The 21,522-nt window shown below is 26.1% G+C and carries 23 protein-coding genes, 2 pseudogenes and 1 riboswitch; of the genes and pseudogenes, 14 read left to right on the top strand and 11 right to left on the bottom strand.

What is annotated here, in order from left to right:
- Together wgkC and wgkD are read left to right on the top strand one after the other, a co-directional pair.
- Complete coding sequence (gene wgkC / locus EJL03_RS03920; protein ID WP_125152666.1) at window positions 1–330, top strand: PqqD family peptide maturation chaperone WgkC; 330 nt, start codon at window positions 1–3, stop codon at window positions 328–330.
- Entirely contained in the window at window positions 314–1,678 is a 1,365-nt protein-coding gene (wgkD, locus tag EJL03_RS03915) for a tryglysin-associated MATE efflux transporter WgkD (RefSeq protein ID WP_125152665.1), read from the top strand. The genes wgkC and wgkD overlap by 17 nt, the downstream gene beginning before the upstream one ends.
- Window positions 1,679–2,051: 373 nt before the next feature.
- Here the strand turns inward: wgkD and EJL03_RS16790 are convergent, their stop codons facing one another.
- Entirely contained in the window at window positions 2,052–2,306 is a 255-nt protein-coding gene (locus EJL03_RS16790; protein ID WP_125152664.1) for a site-specific integrase, read from the bottom strand.
- Between the two features lie 82 nt (window positions 2,307–2,388).
- On the opposite strand from EJL03_RS16790, the gene EJL03_RS03905 reads away from it, so the two are divergent.
- On the top strand, window positions 2,389–2,817 hold the full coding sequence (locus EJL03_RS03905; RefSeq protein ID WP_125152663.1) for an ABC transporter permease: 429 nt from the start codon (window positions 2,389–2,391) through the stop codon (window positions 2,815–2,817).
- Between the two features lie 77 nt (window positions 2,818–2,894).
- Here EJL03_RS03905 and EJL03_RS03900 read toward each other — a convergent pair whose 3' ends face one another.
- From EJL03_RS03900 to EJL03_RS03880, 5 genes are all read right to left on the bottom strand, one after another.
- The gene (locus EJL03_RS03900; protein ID WP_125152662.1) at window positions 2,895–3,554 is read right to left on the bottom strand and encodes an ABC transporter ATP-binding protein; all 660 of its coding nucleotides are present in this window, start codon (window positions 3,552–3,554) and stop codon (window positions 2,895–2,897) included.
- Between the two features lie 5 nt (window positions 3,555–3,559).
- Window positions 3,560–4,972: an ABC transporter permease gene (locus EJL03_RS03895; protein WP_125152661.1), complete on the bottom strand. Its 1,413-nt coding sequence runs from the start codon at window positions 4,970–4,972 to the stop codon at window positions 3,560–3,562.
- A 95-nt stretch (window positions 4,973–5,067) separates the two neighbouring features.
- A complete protein-coding gene (locus tag EJL03_RS03890) occupies window positions 5,068–6,156 on the bottom strand; it encodes a sensor histidine kinase (RefSeq protein ID WP_125152660.1) in 1,089 nt (362 codons plus the stop codon).
- Complete coding sequence (locus tag EJL03_RS03885; RefSeq protein ID WP_125152659.1) at window positions 6,144–6,815, bottom strand: response regulator transcription factor; 672 nt, start codon at window positions 6,813–6,815, stop codon at window positions 6,144–6,146. The genes EJL03_RS03890 and EJL03_RS03885 overlap by 13 nt, the downstream gene beginning before the upstream one ends.
- A 154-nt stretch (window positions 6,816–6,969) precedes the next feature.
- The gene (locus EJL03_RS03880) at window positions 6,970–8,526 is read right to left on the bottom strand and encodes an ABC-F family ATP-binding cassette domain-containing protein (RefSeq protein ID WP_125152658.1); all 1,557 of its coding nucleotides are present in this window, start codon (window positions 8,524–8,526) and stop codon (window positions 6,970–6,972) included.
- Between the two features lie 253 nt (window positions 8,527–8,779).
- On the opposite strand from EJL03_RS03880, the gene EJL03_RS03875 reads away from it, so the two are divergent.
- From EJL03_RS03875 to EJL03_RS03845, 7 genes and pseudogenes are all read left to right on the top strand, one after another.
- The gene (locus tag EJL03_RS03875) at window positions 8,780–9,544 is read left to right on the top strand and encodes an ABC transporter ATP-binding protein (protein ID WP_125152657.1); all 765 of its coding nucleotides are present in this window, start codon (window positions 8,780–8,782) and stop codon (window positions 9,542–9,544) included.
- Window positions 9,531–11,447, top strand: a complete 1,917-nt coding sequence (locus EJL03_RS03870; protein ID WP_125152656.1) for an ABC transporter permease — start codon at window positions 9,531–9,533, stop codon at window positions 11,445–11,447. The genes EJL03_RS03875 and EJL03_RS03870 overlap by 14 nt, the downstream gene beginning before the upstream one ends.
- 11 nt (window positions 11,448–11,458) lie before the next feature.
- Entirely contained in the window at window positions 11,459–11,965 is a 507-nt protein-coding gene (locus EJL03_RS03865; protein WP_125152655.1) for a lytic transglycosylase domain-containing protein, read from the top strand.
- 48 nt (window positions 11,966–12,013) lie between these two features.
- Window positions 12,014–12,191: riboswitch (Lysine riboswitch) on the top strand.
- A gap of 149 nt (window positions 12,192–12,340) precedes the next feature.
- Window positions 12,341–13,748 (top strand): annotated as a pseudogene (locus tag EJL03_RS03860) (amino acid permease).
- Window positions 13,749–13,826: 78 nt separating this feature from the next.
- Window positions 13,827–14,786: an aromatic acid exporter family protein gene (locus EJL03_RS03855; protein ID WP_125152654.1), complete on the top strand. Its 960-nt coding sequence runs from the start codon at window positions 13,827–13,829 to the stop codon at window positions 14,784–14,786.
- A 78-nt stretch (window positions 14,787–14,864) separates the two neighbouring features.
- Complete coding sequence (locus EJL03_RS03850) at window positions 14,865–15,449, top strand: protein kinase (protein WP_125152917.1); 585 nt, start codon at window positions 14,865–14,867, stop codon at window positions 15,447–15,449.
- A gap of 97 nt (window positions 15,450–15,546) precedes the next feature.
- Complete coding sequence (locus tag EJL03_RS03845) at window positions 15,547–15,750, top strand: hypothetical protein (RefSeq protein WP_243108638.1); 204 nt, start codon at window positions 15,547–15,549, stop codon at window positions 15,748–15,750.
- A 75-nt stretch (window positions 15,751–15,825) separates the two neighbouring features.
- Here the strand turns inward: EJL03_RS03845 and EJL03_RS03840 are convergent, their stop codons facing one another.
- Together EJL03_RS03840 and EJL03_RS15955 are read right to left on the bottom strand one after the other, a co-directional pair.
- Entirely contained in the window at window positions 15,826–16,173 is a 348-nt protein-coding gene (locus EJL03_RS03840; protein WP_125152652.1) for a hypothetical protein, read from the bottom strand.
- A gap of 254 nt (window positions 16,174–16,427) precedes the next feature.
- Window positions 16,428–16,565: a hypothetical protein gene (locus EJL03_RS15955; RefSeq protein WP_164508994.1), complete on the bottom strand. Its 138-nt coding sequence runs from the start codon at window positions 16,563–16,565 to the stop codon at window positions 16,428–16,430.
- A 233-nt stretch (window positions 16,566–16,798) separates the two neighbouring features.
- Here EJL03_RS15955 and EJL03_RS03835 point away from each other — a divergent pair, with 233 nt between their 5' ends.
- A complete protein-coding gene (locus EJL03_RS03835; RefSeq protein WP_125152651.1) occupies window positions 16,799–18,364 on the top strand; it encodes a MutS-related protein in 1,566 nt (521 codons plus the stop codon).
- A 62-nt stretch (window positions 18,365–18,426) separates the two neighbouring features.
- Here EJL03_RS03835 and EJL03_RS03830 read toward each other — a convergent pair whose 3' ends face one another.
- Window positions 18,427–18,819, bottom strand: a complete 393-nt coding sequence (locus EJL03_RS03830) for a hypothetical protein (protein WP_125152650.1) — start codon at window positions 18,817–18,819, stop codon at window positions 18,427–18,429.
- Between the two features lie 176 nt (window positions 18,820–18,995).
- On the opposite strand from EJL03_RS03830, the pseudogene EJL03_RS03825 reads away from it, so the two are divergent.
- The 3 genes and pseudogenes from EJL03_RS03825 to EJL03_RS03815 form a co-directional block, all read left to right on the top strand.
- Window positions 18,996–19,181 (top strand): annotated as a pseudogene (locus tag EJL03_RS03825) (MFS transporter); the annotation flags it as partial.
- A gap of 39 nt (window positions 19,182–19,220) precedes the next feature.
- Window positions 19,221–19,769 carry a TetR/AcrR family transcriptional regulator gene (locus EJL03_RS03820; protein ID WP_125152649.1) on the top strand — a complete coding sequence of 183 codons (549 nt, stop codon included), beginning with the start codon at window positions 19,221–19,223 and terminating at the stop codon, window positions 19,767–19,769.
- Between the two features lie 22 nt (window positions 19,770–19,791).
- Window positions 19,792–20,760: a carbohydrate kinase family protein gene (locus EJL03_RS03815; RefSeq protein ID WP_125152648.1), complete on the top strand. Its 969-nt coding sequence runs from the start codon at window positions 19,792–19,794 to the stop codon at window positions 20,758–20,760.
- Window positions 20,761–20,840: 80 nt separating this feature from the next.
- On the opposite strand, the gene EJL03_RS03810 is transcribed toward EJL03_RS03815, so the two are convergent.
- Window positions 20,841–21,275: a DUF2178 domain-containing protein gene (locus EJL03_RS03810; RefSeq protein ID WP_125152647.1), complete on the bottom strand. Its 435-nt coding sequence runs from the start codon at window positions 21,273–21,275 to the stop codon at window positions 20,841–20,843.
- Complete coding sequence (locus tag EJL03_RS16785; RefSeq protein WP_423243336.1) at window positions 21,253–21,384, bottom strand: helix-turn-helix transcriptional regulator; 132 nt, start codon at window positions 21,382–21,384, stop codon at window positions 21,253–21,255. Before EJL03_RS16785 ends, EJL03_RS03810 begins: the two co-directional genes overlap by 23 nt.
- Window positions 21,385–21,522: the final 138 nt, after the last annotated feature.

Genomic DNA, 21,522 nt, shown 5'->3' with positions numbered 1-21,522 from the left:
ATGGACGAAATAACTGCATTTTATATAGAAGGAGAAAAAACATTGATTTTTAGAAAGGAGGGTAAATTTTTTATAAGTTTTGACCCTATTGATTTAGAATTTGTAAAAATTAATATGATTGGTTCAGAAATGTTGTATTTAATTTCCCAAAAATATAAATTTGATAAAATAATTAATCATTTTACTAATAAATATAACATTCCAGAAAAGAGTATTTATAATGATCTTATAAACTTTTTAAAGAGTTATAGATGCTTAAATATAATTTATGATATATTAATAAATTTAAGCTTTCCAACTGAGGTGATACCTAATGACGTCAAAATTTAAAGAACATATAAAAAACATTAATAACATAGCATTACCTTTAGTAATAAATATGATTACTAATCTATTAATTGGGCTAGTAGATCAAGCAATGGTAGGAAGAATTTCTGTTTTTGCTTATGCAGCTGTAGGAACAGTTTCATTAACACTTTATAGTATAAGTGGAATCCTTGGAATGATTGCAATAGCCTTTAACATTTTAGGTTCTAAAATTAAAGTATTAAGTGATGATAATAATACAGAATTATTTAATAAATTTACAATAACAATAGCTTTAAGTGGGTTCATTGGCATAATATTTTACATTTTAATTTTAGTTTTTAGAGTTCCTATCCTAAAAATCTTTTTCAGCTTTGATGGTAAAATATTAGAAGAAGCTTCATACTATTTAGCTATATATGGAATGTCTATAGGATTAACAATGATCTTATTTGTATTTTCCTCATTATTTAAAATAATTAAAAAAACAAAATATATTTTTTATGGCTCATTAATTGCTAGTTTAAGTAATTTAGTATTAGATTATATTTTTATATTTGGTAAAATGGGTTTTCCTGAAATGGGGGTAACTGGAGCTGCAATAGCTTCAATTATTTCATTATTTATAAATGTCATTATATATATTTACATATTGAGAGATACAAATGTGTTTCAATTAAAAACTAATATAAAAAACATAAAATATTATATAAACCAATTAATAAAAACATCTCTTCCTCTAATGGGACAAGAATTTTTAGAAGGTACTCTTTTTAATATCGTTATTATTGGTATTGTTTCGAGAATAGGAGTTATAGAAACTGCTACTTATACTTTATTATTTACTGTAATAAATATATTGTTAATGCCAATGCACGCATACTCTTCAACTTCATTGAATTTGGTAGGAGAATTTTCTACTAAAAATATGCGAAAAGAAATGAGAACTATACCCTTACTATGTTTATTACTCACTTTTTTATTTTATTTGGTGATTTCGATAATATATATAATTTTTAAAACAAAAATCTTAGGATTTATTACTAACGATATAACAGTAATAGATTTTTCGGCTTCTTATATTATACTTGCAATATTTGCACAAATATTTAATTTACCGCATTCTGTTTATAAATATAGTTTACAAGGTATTAATAAAGAACAATGGGTGTTTATTGTAAGTTTGATAATAAATATTATTAGTATGATAATTATTATTTGTTTAGTTTTTGTTGCTAAAATAAACCTTTCAGGGATTTATATAGGTATAGGTATAAATTATCTAGTACTTTCCATATTATTTTATTATAAATATAATAAAATAATTAGCACAGAGTATGATAATAACCTACAAAACATAAAATTAAATTGATTTAACTTTCACTCTAAAAAATCACAATTACTAATTTACTATTGTAATTGTGATTTTTATTAATACATCTCTTATAAATAAAAACTTTTTATAAAATTAAATCAAATATTTATATAAATACAGGTGAAAACTCTCTAATTAACATATAGATCATATATCCAACTATAAAAATCATAACTCATAGCATTTTAAATATAATTTTAAAAATATCATCACTACTATCATTACTTAAATCAATCCCGGTTAATTTAAGTATATATTTACTCATTAACTCCATCTACCTTACTATTTTTTATTTTATAATCAACTTCAAGTTCACACTTTTGTTGTGATGGTTTGATTAAGCAACAGCATTTTATACAATCTGATATGGTCATATTGAGATCTTCAGCCTTTTGCTTAGCAGCTCTTTTTCAAGTTCTATGTCATTGCTGGTGTCGAATGGTTTAAAATTTTCTGTAGGGTGTGTAATGTAGTTGGATTTATGGTATGCAAATGTCTTTCTAATGGTATGGGTTCCGTAATTCCCTTTTATATTCAATTCTCTTTTAATAGATTTTATGATTTTATGTAGTGATTTAATAGTTAAATGAACACTTTTTCTACTAGGAAACAAATAATCTTCCATATCAAAACTATTAAATAGTTTAAAAATATATTTTACAAATAAGATTAACTCAAATGGAAGTAATAAAAAAAATTACACTATTATGAGTCAAAAGCAATTACTAGAGACTATGGGATCTGTAACAAAGACTTTAAGTGTATTACTTGGAGGTATTGCAAGCATTTCTCTTATAGTTGGAGGTATTGGAGTAATGAATGTAATGCTTGTATCAGTAACTGAGAGGACAAAAGAAATAGGAATAAGAAAAGCCTTAGGTGGTCAAAGAAGAGACATAATGAGTCAATTTTTAATAGAAGCTTTAGTATTAAGTTCTATAGGTGGTTTAATAGGTGTTATTACAGGATTAGCAATAGGGGGTATAATTTTAAAATTTGGAATTAACTTAGTTTTTTCTATGAAGATTATATGTATTGCATTTTCATTTTCTATGTTGGTAGGAATTATATTTGGAATATTTCCTGCTTATAAAGCAGCTAAACTAAAACCTATAGATGCTCTTAGATATGAATAAAGTTTTACCATAATAATAAATTTAGTCTAATCTATCAAAAATATTTAATAGATTAGACTTTTAAATTATAATTAAAGTTATTTAACAAATACTAATTTACCTGAATTAATGCCCCAGATTTCATCAAAATAGGTACAAACATTTTTTGAATGGGTTACGATAATAACACATTTATTTTCTTTATGTGCTAATGAGACTAAAATATTCATTATTTTTTTTTCGGCATCTTCATCTAAATTTCCCGTGGGTTCATCTGCAATTATAATGTCTGGGTCATGTGAAAGTGCTCTTGCTATACCGATTCGTTGCTGTTCCCCGCCAGATAGTTTTAATATTTTTCTTTTAGCTTTTTCGCTATTGATTCCAACTTTATTTAATAAATCATAAGCATCTTCTTCTTTATTTTTAATTCCACTTATATTCATAGATAAAATTATATTTTCTAAAGCAGTTGCATTGGTAAGTAGATTATAGCCTTGAAATATTACACCAATATCTTTGGCTCTATATAAATCTCTATCTATAGATTTTATATCTTTATCTTTATATAGGATTTCCCCTGAACTACATGTATCTAATCCAGAAATCAAAGATAAAAGAGTGCTTTTTCCTGCTCCAGATTTTCCTACAACACCATATATTTTACCTTTTTCAAAGGCTATATTTATATTTTTTAGTATATCTTTATTTCTATCTTCATATCTATAACATACATTTTTTAATTCTAATATACTCATATTTCTTAATTCCTTTCTGATAAAATTTTCATAGGTTCATATCTCATTATATAAAGAATTCCAATTCCTATAGATATTGTTCCAAGTAATAAGGCTACACCTATTATTAATATAATGGCTTCACAATTTAGATAAACTGTTAAATTTTCTATTGGAGGTGTTGTAGGTGTTGCATTTATACTTACTACTCCACCTATTACAGATGATGAAGCTTGTTTTTGTGCTTCTAATTGACCTTGAAGTAGAGTATTTGAAATAGGCTGGGATAATAAATTACCAATAGATAATCCTAGAATTAAGGAAATTATTATCATGCAGGTGGTTTCAAAGACTAGTCCTAAAGCCACGGTCCCTTTTTTCATGCCCATTGCTCTAAGAACTCCTATTTCGTATTTCCTTTCTCGTATTCCAAGTATTGAAATTAGGACTAATATGCTTCCCCCAAAGCCTAATACTACAAACATAAATGTATTTGATACATTTTTTAAACCTTCTATAGGTTTAACAATGTTATTATAATTTTCTTTGTCTGTGGATATTTCATATAAATCGTTTAGTCCTTTTTCATGTGCTTCCTTATTAAAATTCTCTAATAAATCTGGATTTTTCAAGAAATATTTAGCATCAATAATAAAATTATTAAAGTCTTTTATCTCATTGTTATATTTTTTCAATGTGTCATATGTGGTAATAATTTCATTTTTTCTGTTAACCATAGGATGCTTAAAACCAACATTTTCATTTTTAGATCCATCATAATATAGTCCAGAAACAGTCAATTTTAAAGGAGCATATTTATCCGGATTATTAGGATTTTGAACTTTGAATTTATCACCAATTTTTAAATTATTTAGCTTGGCAAAATTTTCGCTAATTATACATTCTCCTTCGTTTATTGGCATTTTGCCACCTACAATTTTTCTTGTACCATTTTTAAATTCATCTCTTCCAGATGGATTAAGACCTCCTAAAATATTTAAATTTGCTATTTTAGAGTTTTTGTTTTTTTTGTTATTTTTATCTACAATATTCATCTCTGTGAAACCGTTTGATTTTTCATTTTTTTGTTGATCTAGTGCCTTAATGGTATCACTATAACCCCTATAGGAAGAACTAAATACTGTTTCTTTAATATATTTAGATTTGGAAAGTTTCTCTAAAATTTCATTTGGAATTCCCTCATCAAGTACTTTTGTATCTCCACTATTGATTTTTTCTTCTATTTTTTCACGATTTGCTTGAATAAAAACTTCTGATCCAAATTTATTTTTGTAACTATTTATTATGTCATCAGAAGTTGTGTTAATAATAATGGAGATAGCCACACAAGAAAGTATTGCTATCATTATTATACCTAATAAAATATTACGGCCCTTATTACGTATAATATTTTTCAATGAGTTTTTTATAATATACATACTACACTCTCCTTATATAAACTTTAACTTGGAGTTAGTATAACAAATACATTGTTTATTTAATGTTAATTACATTCCCTTTAATGAATAATAAACTATTTGTATTCTAGAAAAGATAAATAGAAGCAGGAGCCTTTATTTAATTCACTGTCAACCATTACAAAACCTTCACATAAATCACATACATGAGAAACTAAACTTAATCCTATTCCATAGCCTGCTTTATTTAGTTTGTTAATTCTATATTTATTATTGAAAATTTGTTCTATAGACTTTTTATCTATCCCTATACCATTATCTTTAACGGTAATGATAACACTATTATTTTTATTTTTTACATACACATCAATGGGATTTCCTTGACCATATTTTATAGCATTATCTACTAAATTACTTATTGCACGATAAATCCATCTTTCTTTAGCTAAAATAGTTGTATTACTTTCATAATCAAAATCAAAACTTATATTTTTATATATATTGCTGTAAGTATCACAAATTGATGCACAAACTAAGGAAACGTCTACAGCTGTCATATCTTTTGGGATTTTTGAATCACTTAAAGTTAAAATATCATCGATACTATGAGAAATATTATCAATAAATTTTAAGTATTTATAATTTTCATCTATTTCTAAATTAGTGCGTAAAATAGCTATAGCATTTTTTTGTTCGTGAGATAGGTAGGAATTTAATCTTTTGTAATCATCAAGATTTTCATTAAATTTATTTTTAATGTTATTATAAGCGAATGTTATAGAATTATTTATCGTATTTAAACCCATGTCTTTATCTAATGTATTAAGATTTTTAGTAATTATTTTTATTTCTTTATTGTGTATAGAATTTAATATAGCCCATAATAAAAAGGAGGAAATTATTAAAATGATAAAAAACTTTATTAAAAAAGGTGTTAGATTTTTAAAGCCAACAGTTTCATAATAATTGCTAATTTCTTTTGCAGGTGCAATATTACTTATAGATACATTAAGTGAATTACTGGACAGTATATTTTTGTAATCTTTAGTGTCTATTTTGTAAAGAATAGTATTATCTATAATCTTTTTTTCAGCGGATTTATTATAGGAATTTTTAAATCCATAAACTCCTAAAGTTAATATTAAAGTTAATATTATGGAATATATAATTATGACCAAACCTATTTTTATATTTACTCTACGCACAATATATACCCCTTTCCTCTAATGTTTAATAAAATATCTTTACCATAGGCAGCATTTAATTTCTTTTTTAATCTGGCAATGTGTACTCTTAAAACAGATGAAAAAGGGTCAAAATTTTCATCGTAAATATGTTCAGCAATTTCTTCACTAGATACAACAGCAGGATGAAGTTCAGCTAAATGTTGCAATATGTCAAATTCTTTTGTGGTTAGAGATAAAGTTTTCCCTTTTACGTTTACTACTCTAGTAAGAGGATTTAGTGTTATACATCCAATTACTATAATAGGATTAGTTCTTCCATGAAAACGACGAATTATGGCATGGATTCTTGATCGGATTTCTATTAATTGAAAGGGTTTTACAATATAGTCATCGGCACCTAAGTCTAATCCTAATGCTCTTTCACTAATTTCATCTCTTGCTGTAATAATTATTATAGGTACATTAATTTTTGAAGTTCGTAAATATTTTAGAATTTCCAATCCGTCTTTATCTGGAAGATTTAAATCCAATAATATAGCATCATATCTATTAACATAAGCCTTTTCTTCCCCATCTATTCCATTATTAGATACGTCTACATAAAAGCCCATTTTTTCTAATCCAATTTTTGTGAAATTTGAAAGTTCAATGTTATCTTCTATAATAAGTAAACGCATAAAGCACCATCCTTTAGTTTATAATAATATATTTATTTTAATTGGATATTAGCAAAGTAGGTATTACGTGTCAATAATTAAATTTTTAATTTAATCAAAATTTAATAATTTAAATAACCCCTTTGGTTAAATACCTAAGGGGTTATAAATATATTTATGGAATTTTAGTTGTCCAATCTTCACAGTGCCATACATCTGTAACTATATCCAAATAAAATTCAGGTTCATGGCATACAAGTAATATACTACCACTATAGTCTTTTAGAGCCTTTTTTAATTCTTCTTTAGCATCAATATCTAAGTGATTTGTAGGTTCATCTAATATTAGAATATTTGTTTCTCTATTTATAAGTTTACACAATCTTACTTTGGCTTGTTCCCCACCACTTAATACATATACTTGACTTTCTATATGCTTGGTTGTTAATCCACATTTAGCAAGTGCAGACCTTACTTCATACTGAGTATAGGACGGAAATTCATCCCAAATTTCATCTATACATGAATTATGGTTTCCTCCTTGAAGCTCTTGCTCAAAATATCCTACCTCTTGATAGTCACCTAATTTAATATCTCCAGTTATTGGTTTGATTTTCCCTATTAGACTTTTAAGTAATGTTGATTTTCCAAGACCATTAGCGCCAACTAAAGCAATTTTTTGACCTCTTTCCATAACTAAGTTTAGTGGTTTTGAAAGGGGATAGTCATATCCAATAACAAGGTTTTGGGTTTCAAATATAATCTTACCAGAGGTTCTAGCTTTTTTAAAAATAAATTCTGGTTTAGGTTTCTCTTTAGAAAGTTCAATTATATCCATTTTATCAAGTCTTTTTTGTCTTGACATTGCCATATTCCTTGTAGAAACTCTTGCCTTATTTCTTGCAATAAAGTCTTCTAGAGCTTCTATTTCTTGTTGCTGCTTTTTATAGGCAGCCTCTAATTGTAGTTTTTTTGCTTCGTGAATTCTAATAAAATCATCATAACTTCCAACATAACGATTAAACTCCTGATTTTCCATATGATATATAAGATTTATAACATTATTTAGAAATGAAATATCATGTGATATTAATATAAAGGCATTTTCATAATCTTGAAGATAACGCTGTAACCAATTAATATGTTGTTCATCTAAATGGTTAGTAGGTTCATCTAAAAGTAAAATATCTGGTTTTTCAAGAAGTAATTTTGCTAATAAAACTTTAGTTCTCTGTCCTCCACTTAGATCAGATACATCTTTATTTAAACCCACATCTTTAATACCAAGACCTGTAGCAACTTCATCTATTTTACCATCGATAATATAAAAACCATTATTATCCAGAATATCTTGGATTAATGCTGTTTTTTCAAGGGCTTTATTCATTTCTTCCTCATTCATATTACCCATATCTTCGTAGAGTTTATTCATTTCTATTTCCATATCAAAAAGGTATCTAAAGGCCTCTTTTAGTACATCTTTTATTGTTTGTCCTTTTTGTAGTTTAGAATGTTGATCCATATATCCTACTCTAACCTTATTGCTCCATATAATAGAACCTTCATCTGGCATTAATTTCCCTGTTATTATATTCATGAAAGTTGATTTACCTTCTCCATTAGCTCCTATAAGTCCAATATGTTCTCCTTTTAAAAGCCTGAATGAAACATCATTAAAGATAGCTCTATCACCAAATCCATGGCTTAAATTTTTTACAGTTAAAATACTCATATTATAATTCCTTCCTTAGTCTATTTAAATTTTATTTATATACAGTATAGTTTGCTTAGTATATATATAAAAGATATTATATATGACTTTTAAGTTCTTTTAAATAGGTAAATATTTAATAATTTAGTGTGTTAAGATTAAATTTTTTTAGACAACTATATTGTATTACATGCTTGTAATAATAGTGAAAGAAAAATCGATATCTAAAAATAATTCATTATTTTATACTTTAGTTTGTAAGGAGGAGATACAAATGAAAGAAATATTAAAAGTAAATGAGTTAGTTAAGATTTACGGAGATAATAAGAATAAGTATAGAGCATTAGATAAAATAGAGTTGACAGTATATGAGGGGGAATTTATAGGAGTTATGGGTCCTTCAGGATCTGGGAAATCTACTCTTCTTAATATGGTATCTACAATAGATAAAGCAACAGAAGGAGAGATAGTAATTGATGGGGAAAATATAACATTATTGAAAGGAGATAAACTATCAGATTTCAGAAGGGAAAAATTGGGTTTTATATTTCAAGATTTTAATCTTTTAGATACATTGACAGTAAAAGAAAATATAGCATTACCTCTAAGTTTATCAAAAATGAATTATAAAGAGATTAATGAAAAGGTAAAGAAAATAACAAAAAAATTAGGAATATATGGTCTGCTTAATAAATACCCTTATGAAATATCTGGAGGACAAAAGCAAAGAGTAGCAGCCTCAAGAGCATTAATTAATAAACCATCATTAATTTTAGCAGATGAGCCTACAGGTGCTTTGGATTCTAAATCATCAATGGAATTACTTGAAACATTAGAAAATTGCAATAGTAAGGAAAATGCCACAATAATGATGGTTACTCATGATGCTTTAGCAGCATCTTATTGTAAAAGAGTAATTTTTATAAAAGATGGTAGATTATACAAAGAAGTATATAAAAAAGATTCTAGAAAGACTTTTTTAAAAGAAATACTAGACACAACATCATTATTAGGTGGTGAAGGTAATGAAATTATTTAACATTGCTTTAAAAAATGTAAAAAATAGTTATAAAAATTACATTATATATTTTACATCTATGGTTTTTTCAGTAACTATATACGCCTTATTTAAAAGTATTGAATATAATGAACAAATAACTACAGTATCCAAGGAAATGAAAAAAGTAGGACAAGGATTTCAAGCAGCATCATATATAATAGCTTTATTTGTATTTATTTTTATTTGGTATTCAAATTCGTTTTTTATAAGAAAAAGGAAAAGGGAGATAGGCATATATTCTCTTCTTGGTGTAAAAAAGAAGAGTATAGGAGTTATGATGTTCTATGAAACCATGGTAATGGGAATATTAGCTATGTTAATAGGAATATGTTGTAGTGCTATCCTATCTAAAGGCTTTATTTATTTATTTATGAAAAGTATAGATGCAGAAGGCATAATAAAAGCTACTTTCACTGCTACTGCAGTTTATGAAACTATAAAAACATTTTTATTAATATTCTTATTTATATCTTTTCATGGTGCTACTATTATATATAAATATGAATTAATAGATTTATTTAAAGCAGAAAGTAAAAAAGAGGAGATGCCCAAGTCATCTGTTATTATAGCAGTATTGTCTGTACTATTATTAATAACTGGTTATTTAATATATATATTTGAATTTGAAAATTCTTTGGGAAAGGTTTCCTTAATAACTTTAATTACAGTGGTAACAGGAACATATTTATTCTTTAGTTCATTTTTAGTATTTTATTTAAAAGAGAAAAAAAGAAATGAGAAAAAATATTATAATGGATTAAATATGATATCTAATTCTCAACTAATGTATAGAATTAAAGGAAATTCAATGAGTTTAGCAACTATAGCTATATTAATTGCTACTACATTGACATCTTTAGGGTTTAGTATAAGTTATTATACTAATTTTGCTATAAATATAGACAAGGAGAATCCTTTTGACTATGTTATAGAAAATAAGGACAAATTACTGACTAATAAAATAGATGATTTATTAGTTAGTAATAACCTAAACAAATTACGAAGTAAAATTGTAATCAAGCCTCTTGTATATGAAGGAAAATCTAAAGACGGTAGGTATGAAAGTGAAAATATAATGTCAGAAAGTGATTTTAATAAAATTCTTAAAGCAAGAAACTTAAATATGGATATGAAACTATCTTCTAATAATGATGTTTTTATTATAAAAAGATTTGTTAATACTAAAGATTATATAGATAAAGTACAATTAAGAGGAAGTAATAATAAATACAATGTAGTTAAAATGGAAATGATGTATTTGATAAATTCAGGGAATTTAGATGATGTAGTTATTGTTAAAGATAATCAATTTAATAAGTTGAGAAAAAGTAAGGAAGAGAGAATATACAATCTATATTTGATAGATAATCATAGAAGAAGTGGGCAACTATCAAAAGAATTCACTGAAATTATATCAGATTATATAGAAAGTAAAGGAGTAAATAATGAAGGTATTCCAAATTTTAAAGTATTAAAAGCAGATTATTATAATGTTTATAAAGAAGAAGTATCACAAATAGGAACTTTATTTTTTATAGGTAGTTTTGTAGGATTAGTATTTTTAATCTGTACTGCAAGTATAATATTTTTCAAACAGATTTCAGAAGCAAATGAGGAAAAAGCAAGATATAAAATATTATTAAATATAGGAATTAAAAAATCAGAAATTAAGAAATCTATATATAAACAGATGGCATTTGTGTTTTTTATACCACTTGTAGTAGGGGTATGTCATGGTACAGTAGCATTATCGAAGTTTGGTAAATGGATGGGAATAGGGGTTTTTACACCTATAGTATTAACGGCTATTCCATATACAATAATTTATTTATTATATTATTTACTCACTGTAAAATATTATTATAAAACCATTATAAAATAGGAGGAGTTTAGATGAAAAAAGTAGTTGTATCTTTATTAGCAGTATTCTTTTTTATAATAATAGCAGGCACTTTCTTTACAAGAAATGTTGTCTTTAAATTGAATTATGAAGATAAGTTAGAAAAATACGCAAAAGATTATAATATAGACCCAACAATTTTAGCAGGAGTAATTTATTTTGAGAATAATTTTACTGATATAAATGATGAATATAAAAAAGGTGAAGCAGTTGGTCCTTTCAATTTAAAGGATACAAAGGTTGAACAATATGCTAAAGAAATGGGGATTAAAAATTTTAAAAAAGAGGATATAGAGGACATAGATATAAATATAAAAATAGGTGCATGGTATATATCTAGGCACTTTAAAGACAATGATTATAAAGGATTAGCTGCAGCTTGGATAGAAAGGAATAGTAGTCAAGATGATAAAATAAAAAATTATGCAAAGCAATATTATGGAGATAAAATAAAGAGAAATGCACAAATATATAAAATAGTACATCCGGAATTAAGATGAAAAATAGTGAATTACAAAATAAACCTGTTTACTTATTAATAATTTAATAATATGGATAGAGGAGCAAAATTTAAGAGTAACATTGCGGAGGTAAGCACAATTAAGCAATGGAGAAAGGAAATTTTGCCGAAACGTACAGTAGATGCTTTAATACTGTATAGTTGGGATTACATAAAATATATGTAAGACTGTCACAAGTGTATATTTGTGGTGAACTATCATTCATTGCTATTTTAATAATAGATATTTTGTACTCTGAGTGTAAGCTTAGAGTACTTTTTTTATAAAATTCAAACTTTCAGGAGGAATAGTATGGATAAGAAAAATCATAATTCCCAAGAGTTAAAAAGAAGTTAAAAAGCAAGGCATTTAAATATGATAGCTATGGGTGGAGCTATTGGAACAGGAATTTTTTTAGCACTAGGAGCTACTATTAGACAAGCAGGACCTGGAGGGGCATTAATTGCATACGGTTGTATAGGAATTATGGTTTATTTTTTAATAACTAGCCTAGGGGAAATGGCAACATTTATGCCAGTAGCAGGATCTTTTGAGACTTATGCATCAAAATTTGTGGATGAGTCTTTAGGTTTTGCTCTTGGGTGGAATTATTGATATAATTGGGCAATAACCGTTGCGACAGAGATGGTGGCAGGGTCATTAATTATGGAGTTTTGGTTTCCTAAAGTACCAGGCATTCTTTGGAGTGTATTATTTCTTTTTTTAATAGTTGGACTTAATTTATTGTCTGCAAAGGCATATGGGGAATCGGAATATATTTTTGCGGGAATTAAAGTTATTACAGTAATAATATTTTTAATAATAGGTATAGCTACAATACTTGGAATATTTGGAGGAGAGGCTATAGGATTTAAAAATTTTGTTATTAATGAAGCACCATTTGTAGGGGGCTAAGTCTATTTTTATGGTGTTTTTAATAGCGGGTTTTTCATTTCAAGGAACTGAACTTGTAGGTATAGCGGCAGGTGAAAGTGAAGACCCAGAGAAAAATATCCCCAAAGCAGTTAATACTATATTTTGGAGAATTATAGTATTTTATTTAGGAACTATATTTGTAGTAGGTGCAATAATTCCTTATATGGAAGCAGGGGTAAATACTAGTCCTTTTACTATGGTATTTGAAAAAGCAGGCATTGCAGCAGCGGCCTTTTTAATGAATGCTGTTATATTAACTTCAGTTTTATCTTGTGGAAATTCGGGAATGTATGCTTCAAGCAGAACGTTATATGCTATGGCTAAAGAAGGAAAGGCTCCTAAATTTCTTGCAAAGGTTAATTCAAGAGGAGTACCAATAAATGCTTTAATATTAACTACAATAGTTGCTTCAGCATGTTTTTTAACAGGGCTTTATGCAGAGATCACAGTATATGTTTGGCTTATAGCAGTTTCGGGTCTTGCAGGGTTTGTTTCTTGGCTTGGAATAGCAGTATGTCATTATCGTTTTCGTAAGGCTTATATAGCTCAGGGACGTGACTTAACAAATTTAAGATATAAGGCTAAATTATTTCATTTTGGACCTATTATAGCTTTTATATTATGTACTATTGTAATTTTAGGACAGGGCTTAACTTATTTTCAAGCGGATAAAATTGATTGGAGTGGAGTTATTTCTTCATATATAGGATTACCAATATTTTTGTTATTATGGATAATTCATAAAAGGAGGCATAATACAAAATTAGTGAATATTATGGAGGTTGATTTATATAATACAATTAATCAAGAAATACTAGATATTGTACAAAGCGAAAATGTAGGTTGATACTAAGTAATTTATTAAGGGGCTATTTTAAATAATAGCCCTTAAATTACGTTATAATATATACAAGGGAGGTACAATATGAAGCTTATAGGATATAGGACATTAAAAACAGGGATAGGTGCATCACTTGCAATAATAATAGCTAAACAAATTGGATTACAGTATGCGGTATCTGCGGGAATAATAGCTATCTTAAGTGTACAAAGTACTAAAAAACAATCAGTTAAAATTGCCATTAAAAGAGTTATTTCATGCATAGTAGCATTAATACTTGCCTGTGTGTTATTTAAAATATTAGGATTTAATGAAGTTGCGTTTGGAATTTTTTTAATAATATTTATTCCATTAACTGTAAAACTAAATGTTGAGGAAGGGATAGTAGTAAGTTCTGTTCTTGTATCTCACTTGTTAAGTGAAAAATCAGTAAATATAGTTTGGATATTAAACGAGTTGGGACTTATGGTTGTAGGAGTAAGTATAGCATTGGTATTGAATCTTTATATGACTAGTATAGAAGAGCAGATAAAAGAAGACCAAATTTATATTGAAGATACTATGAAGAGAGTTTTAATTAAAATGTCAGAGGAAATGAAAAACCAAAAATCTTTAATAGAGAAAGATGACTTAATTAATAAATTAGATAGAAAATTAATTAAGGGTAAAAAGCGTGCCTATACAAATTTTAATAATTATTTTGAAGACTCAAAGTACTATGTAGAATATATGGAGATGAGAATACAACAATTTGATACTATTAAAAGAATGCAAGAGCATTTTAAATATTTTTTCATAACCTATGATCAAACCATAATGATAGCTAATTTTACTGAAAAAGTAGCAAAACATTTATATGAGAAAAATACAGCAGAAAAATTGATTGAAGATTTATATATGTTAAAAGAAACATTTAGAAAAATGCCATTACCTGTGACTAGAGAAGAATTTGAAAATAGAGCATTGCTTTTTCAATTTTTAAATGATATGGAACAATTTTTAAAAATAAAAAAGAAGTTTAGACAAAATTATTATATAGAATAAATTAATTAAAGAAACTTTTTATATATATTATCATACAATAATTATAGTATAGCTTGTAGGTGATATAAAATTATGAGTATGGATAATAATTATTATTACATTGATCTAGACAAAAGATGTGAGAAAATGTTAAAAACAGCTGAAGTATTAGGTAGTGGGCATAATGGAATAGTTTATTCATTACCTAATAAGAAGGTAATTAAAATTTTTAAAGAAAAACAGGTGTGTGATAAAGAGTATAGTATATTAAAAAAAACAGGGAAAAGTAAGTATTTCCCTAAAACCTATGAACAAGGGGATTACTATATTGTAAGAGATTATGTTGGTGGAGAAAGATTAGATCATTATATAAAGAGGAGGGGATTTAGAAAAGAAATAGGAGTTAGTATAATTAAACTTATGAAGGAATTTAAAAGACTTAAATTTAAGAAAATAGATATTAGATGTAAGGATCTATATATAGATAGTAATTTTAAAATTATGGTAATAGATCCCAAAAATAATTATTCAAAAAATGTGATTTATCCCAGGCATTTAATGAAAGGTTTAAATAATTTAGGAGTACTAAATGAATTCTTAGAGGTAGTTTATGAAGAATACAATGAAGTGTATGAGTTGTGGAGCGGACGGATGAAACAATACTTAGAAAGTGGTATTAAGTAGTTTATAGTTGTAATCTTATAAAGTAACACTAAATACATTATTTAATATATATATGGATATCCTATAAATGAAAAAAGTTTTTAAGGAGGATAAAACAGTGGACCAGTTTAATTTAAATGATATAAAGGATATTCATGTAGGTGATTTGCCTGCAGCTAAAAAAGGATTAATAGATAGTCTTTTAGGAAAAGATGAACATAAAGATGAAGTACCATTTCAACATTTTTCATCTTATAAAAAAGGTCATGAATTGGGTACTCAAATAGAAAATTTATTAAAAGGAGATCAAAGAGAATATTAGATAAAGGAAAAAAGCAAGGGGATGGGTAGAGGATATTCATCTCCTCACTTTTTAAGTATAAAGGATAAAATATGTTTATTTTGTTGACAATAAAATTAGTAGTGACATTAATGTTAATGAGATAATGGGTATAATTTTTTTTGTATTTACCTTATAAAGTTCGTTTATAGATATTACAATGGCTGTAAACATCGATAACAATTGTAACAGGCCGACTATATCAAATAAAGTTTTTTGAGTTTTTAACCACCAAAATGATGCAGAGAATATGCTTACAAGACTACTACCTAATACTTCAGTGTAATTAGGAGAAATACTCCACACTGTAATTAAAATAGTAATAAAAGACAAAATTAAGGATGCAATTGCTAATTTGGAATGTTTTTTAATACTTTTAGTATTATACGAATACAAAATATTCATTTAATAACCTCCCTTTAAAAGCTAAAATATAAAAATTTAAAGAGAATATCTCATATAACTATATTACCAAATATTAACATAAATTACAAAGAAATTAATTCAATATTCTAAATAAAATATAAATTTATAAAATAAAAAATTCCATATATACTTTATTTGTAATAGTATATATGGAATTTAAAAGTATGGTTTCAATAAATAAGTTTCTTCTAAGGTCATTTAATATCCTCCATAGTAGTTTAAGTTTGTAATTATTAAAACATTAGTCCTTTTAACATAGAGCTTAATTCAATAGTTTCTTTAGTACAGTTTTTTAAATTACCTATACTTGTTTTAGAAACTTTTAAATTTTTAAGGGAAATTTTTTTAAATAAATTTTTTAAATTTTTCATGGTTTTTTCCTCCCTAAAAGTTTTTTAAATTAATTTTGTATTTAAATTATAAAATATAAGTAAAAACTTAACCATTTATTAAGATTACATTTTTACATTATAAGATTACATTTTTGTACGATTGGACTAATATATGAATTTAATAATTTTAAGAAACTATTAAGATAGATAAGTAAAATACATGGTAAAATATTATCTGGTAATAAAATTTTAAAGTTGAAAGGGGAACACAATTGAATAAACAGATGATATTAAGTGTTGTACGAAGACAGTATAAGGGAGATGAAGATAAGAAAAGAAAATTACCTAATATAAGAAGATATTTTGATATGCAACCTAAAGAAGAATATACCATTGATGATGAGACTTGGTCTGATATGGATATGGATAGAGTATATGAAAAGTTAGATAGAACTTCCAGTACTTTAGGGGAGTCGGTTTTATATTATATGTTAAGAAATCCTTTGAGTGATGAAAATAAGCTTAAACATAGGAATAGATTAATTCAATTATTTAAAAAAGATATAGATTTAAGGGAAAAACTTTTATGTATATTTTTGGGATTAGGAAATGATAGAAAAAATACTTTTTTAGATATGATAGAAAGTGAATTAATAGTAAATAAAATAAAATATTATATCTATACAGTATTGGGTAAAATATTTCCAATTTTAGCTGTAATATTAACAATATTTGTAGATAATGGTTATGTATCACTTATATTAGCATCTGCGGCATTAAATATGACGGTAAATTATTTGGAAAGAGATAATATTAAATCTCGTGGAATAATATATTTAAGGGAAATTATAAAAGTTTCTAAAAAAGTATCTAATATAAAAAATAAGGAGCTTTTAGAACATGTAAATAATATAAAGGAGAATCTTCAGTATGTAAAAGATATTGATAGAAGTACATTTTTAATAGGTTTTGTAAATATGTGGCAAGGATTTTTTGAGGCGGTATCATTACTGTTTTTAGTAGAAGAATGTTCTTATTATAAAATATCTGGAGTGTTAAAAGGAAAGAAAAAATACATAATGAATATATTTTATTCTTTAGGAGAAATAGAGGCCATTTTATCTATTTCAGGATATCAAAATAGTTTAAATCAGAATTATACATATCCTAAGTTTACTAGAGAAGTAATGCTAAAAATTCAAGATGGTGTACATCCACTTTTAGAAGAGCCAGTAGCAAATACTATTTTTATAAAGGATAAAGGTATTGTTTTAACTGGAACAAATATGTCAGGGAAATCAACCTTTCTTAGAATGCTAGGAATAAATATACTACTTGCACAAACTTTTTATTTTGTGTTATCTAAAGGGTATGAGGGTTCATTTTTTAATATAGTTTCATCTATTAGTCCTAATGATGATTTATCAAAAGGTAAAAGTTACTATATGGCAGAAGCCGAAGGGATTCTTAGAATAGTAAAGGCTTTACAAAAAGAGCTACCTGTATTTTGTCCAATAGATGAGATATTTAGGGGAACAAATCCTACAGAGAGGATAGCTATGTCCGCGGAAATATTATCTTATTTAAATAATAGGAAAACTATATCTATTGTAGCTACTCACGATAGAGAACTAGTAGATATTTTAAAAGATAGTTATGAATTCTATTACTTTAGTGAAGATGTTGATAGTAAGAATGGATTAAGTTTTGATTATAAGTTAAAGATAGGGGTATCCCAAACAAGAAACGCTATAAGGCTTTTAGAGTATATTGGTTATCCTAAAGAAATAACAAAAAAGGCTTATGATAGAGCAGAAACTATTAAAGGATTTATTTAAGTAACATAAATTTTAATATATAATTAGGCAAAAATTGGATTGTAGTTTGTTTGGTTACAATCCTATTTTTTTTTTATATTTTCTAGCATTACACTTAGAATTCTACCTTTTATATACTTATTTTTGTATATAGAATCTAAGGGAAATCTACAGCTTTTTACAATAGCCATGAAGGTTAATTTTTTATTAGACTTACATAGCCTTTCAACTGCATTATCTATTTTAATATTAATATTTTTTATATTTTTGTAATAATCTATTTTTTTTAATATATAACTTCTAAGTTCAGGATATTGTTTTATAACTAAAGGGGTAATATTAGCATTTTGTGCTACTAAAGCAAAAGATATTTTTTTGTTATTATATATTATATTATCAATTACTTCATTTATATCAATAATATATTCATTAATAGTCTTATAATATGTAACTCCATTTTTATAATAGTTTCCCATATACATTCCTCACATTTGTTAGATATTATAGTTTAATAATATATTATTGAAGTAGTAATGTAAATCTATTATGAAATTTTATAAATTGATAAAATACATAAAAAGTATTATTATACTAAAAAATAAACCATATAAACTAAAATAGTTTCCATTGGTAATTGGAGAGGAGTACTAATATGAAAGATTTGTTCTCTAGAAAAGAATTGTTTTTTATTTGCGTACTAGGTAGTGCATTAGGAATAAGACAGATGACTATGGTTATACCTTTTATGTCCATATACGGTGAAACTTTAAAATATAATACACCAGTTTTGATAGGCTTATCTTTGGGTATATTTGGATTAATGCAGGCTATTTTAAAATTTTTACATTAAAGAAGTGTTTAACTAGGAGAGAGAAAATTGAAAAGTAAAATAGTAGAGTCAGCTTCTAAAAATATACAACTTTATGGATTAAGAAAGTTTACTGTAGATAGTATTGCAATAGATCTTAAAATTAGTAAAAAGACTATTTATAAATATTTTAATAGTAAAGACGATATAATTAATGAATACTTTAAAGAAGTAATAGATGGTGATAAAGAAAGTACTTTATGTATTATAAATAATGAAGGAAGTCTAGAAGAAAAATTATATAATATAATTTACTCTTACCATAAGTATAAACTTCCTATAAAAGTATTGGATGAAGTATATAAGTTTTATCCTGACCAATGGGAAAAAGTTCAACAACTAAAAAGATTCAAAATAGATAGGGGTAATAAAATGTTGCAATATGGAATGGAAAAAGGCATCATAAAAAACAATATAAATATTAATATTGTAAGTAAAATATTAGAAAAATCAAGTGACTTATTTTTGGATTTTAATTTTAAAAATCATAATAATATTACAATAAAAGAGTCTATGAAACAAGTGATTAGTGTAATTTTATATGGAATTTTAAAATAATTAATGTAAGGGGGAAAAGTTTGTGTTTGATGTGGTAGCTATTGGAGAATTACTTATTGATTTTACTTGTAATGGTGTAAATGAGTATGGGGAACAATTATTCTCTAGGAATGCAGGAGGGGCACCAGCCAATGTAGTAGCAGCAAATAGTATACTTGGAGGGAAAACTGCTTTTATTGGTAAAGTAGGTAAAGATATTTTTGGAGAATTTCTTAAAAATACTTTAGACAATATTGGAATTTGTACAAAAGGTGTAGTTATCTCAGAAGATGAAAATACAACTTTAGCATTTGTTCAGCTTAATGAAGAAGGTGAGAGGCTTTTTAGCTTTTATCGTAAGTTTTCAGCAGATGTTATGCTTAAGATAAATGAGATAAATAAAGACTTAGTAAATAGTTGTAATATATTTCATTTTGGATCTGTGTCTTTAACGAGAGAACCTGCAAGATTAGCTGTTTTTAATACTGTATCATTTGCAAAGGAAAATGGTAAAATTATAAGTTATGACCCAAATTATAGAGATCTTTTATGGAGTAATGAAAGTGAGGCAATGGAACAAATAAAAAAAGGGATTAGAATCGCTGACATTATAAAAGTGTCAAAAGAAGAAATGATTTTCCTAACAGGAGAAATAGATTTAGTAAAGGGTTCGAAGTTACTATCAAAAGACGGTGCTGCTTTAGTTTTGGTTACATTAGGTGATGAAGGTGCTTTTTATCGTAGAGGAGATTTATATGGTAGTGTTCCGGGATGTGCTGTTAATACAGTAGATACAACTGGGGCAGGGGATGCTTTTTTAGGAGCTATACATTATAAATTAAGAAACAAGAATTTAGAGTGCATTAAAAATATGTCAAAAGAGCAGTTAGAAAATATTATATATTTTGCAAATACAGTAGGAGCTTTAACCACCACAAAAAAGGGAGCAATACCTTCCTTGCCTTCTTTAAATGAAGTTAAAGATTTTATATACAAAACTAAAAGTTCATAAAAAGTTTTAATTAAATCCAATTATTTTAAGGTAAATATAATGTAATAAACACAATTAAAGGTTTATTTTAAAATATACCTTCAATTGTGTTTATCATGATAAAAGTAGGCACCTATTACTGATAAAAACATAATAGTGCTAACAATAAATATACCAATAAAGACGCCTATAAAGTCTGTGTAATTTGTAATTTTTATAGCAATTGCTAGCACTATGCATACAGTTATGCAAAATCCTAAGGTGATTTTAAAAGCGCTATTTTTTGCTTTAAGTGAAATCATTTTTTCTCGTTCATCATTAATTTGTTCATCCTCGCTAGGCAGAATAACTAAACTTTTATATAGCTCACTTACCCCTAAAATAAGGCAAAAAATACTTAATAGACTATTTTTTATAGTTTTTACAAATACCATATTACTGTAATTCTCCATAAGAAGGATGAAAGATACGATTGCTAGCGATAAAAATATTATACCGCTTAAAAAACCATTCTTATTTTTTATTTTTTTTTTCAATTTTTATATTCTCCTCCAAACAATATAAATCTTCAATAGTGGTATTAAAGATAAAAGCAATTTTATAAGCTAACATAATTGATGGATTATATTTGCCTTTTTCAATTATTCACCTACTTTTATAATATGAAGCATACTTCGTATTATAGTTAAAATTAGATTTGTAGTCAAGAAAAGAACTAAGTTTTAGATAATCCTATATAGTATTTTAATTAATGTTAATGGTTCAATTGAAAAATGTTCATAA

The sequence above is a fragment of the Clostridium rectalis genome, assembly GCF_900626095.1.
Lineage (GTDB): Bacteria > Bacillota > Clostridia > Clostridiales > Clostridiaceae > Clostridium_AS > Clostridium_AS rectalis.
Note: the sequence above shows the minus strand (reverse complement) of the source record. Positions and strands in the feature narration are given on the sequence as shown.

Coding starts and splice junctions, on each gene's coding strand:
- wgkC (WP_125152666.1), top strand. CDS start 1: ATGGACGAAATAACTGCATTTTATATAGAAGGAGAAAAAACATTGATT.
- wgkD (WP_125152665.1), top strand. CDS start 314: ATGACGTCAAAATTTAAAGAACATATAAAAAACATTAATAACATAGCA.
- EJL03_RS16790 (WP_125152664.1), bottom strand. CDS start 2,306: ATGGAAGATTATTTGTTTCCTAGTAGAAAAAGTGTTCATTTAACTATT.
- EJL03_RS03905 (WP_125152663.1), top strand. CDS start 2,389: ATGAGTCAAAAGCAATTACTAGAGACTATGGGATCTGTAACAAAGACT.
- EJL03_RS03900 (WP_125152662.1), bottom strand. CDS start 3,554: ATGAGTATATTAGAATTAAAAAATGTATGTTATAGATATGAAGATAGA.
- EJL03_RS03895 (WP_125152661.1), bottom strand. CDS start 4,972: ATGTATATTATAAAAAACTCATTGAAAAATATTATACGTAATAAGGGC.
- EJL03_RS03885 (WP_125152659.1), bottom strand. CDS start 6,815: ATGCGTTTACTTATTATAGAAGATAACATTGAACTTTCAAATTTCACA.
- EJL03_RS03880 (WP_125152658.1), bottom strand. CDS start 8,526: ATGAGTATTTTAACTGTAAAAAATTTAAGCCATGGATTTGGTGATAGA.
- EJL03_RS03875 (WP_125152657.1), top strand. CDS start 8,780: ATGAAAGAAATATTAAAAGTAAATGAGTTAGTTAAGATTTACGGAGAT.
- EJL03_RS03870 (WP_125152656.1), top strand. CDS start 9,531: ATGAAATTATTTAACATTGCTTTAAAAAATGTAAAAAATAGTTATAAA.
- EJL03_RS03865 (WP_125152655.1), top strand. CDS start 11,459: ATGAAAAAAGTAGTTGTATCTTTATTAGCAGTATTCTTTTTTATAATA.
- EJL03_RS03855 (WP_125152654.1), top strand. CDS start 13,827: ATGAAGCTTATAGGATATAGGACATTAAAAACAGGGATAGGTGCATCA.
- EJL03_RS03850 (WP_125152917.1), top strand. CDS start 14,865: ATGGATAATAATTATTATTACATTGATCTAGACAAAAGATGTGAGAAA.
- EJL03_RS03840 (WP_125152652.1), bottom strand. CDS start 16,173: ATGAATATTTTGTATTCGTATAATACTAAAAGTATTAAAAAACATTCC.
- EJL03_RS15955 (WP_164508994.1), bottom strand. CDS start 16,565: ATGAAAAATTTAAAAAATTTATTTAAAAAAATTTCCCTTAAAAATTTA.
- EJL03_RS03830 (WP_125152650.1), bottom strand. CDS start 18,819: ATGGGAAACTATTATAAAAATGGAGTTACATATTATAAGACTATTAAT.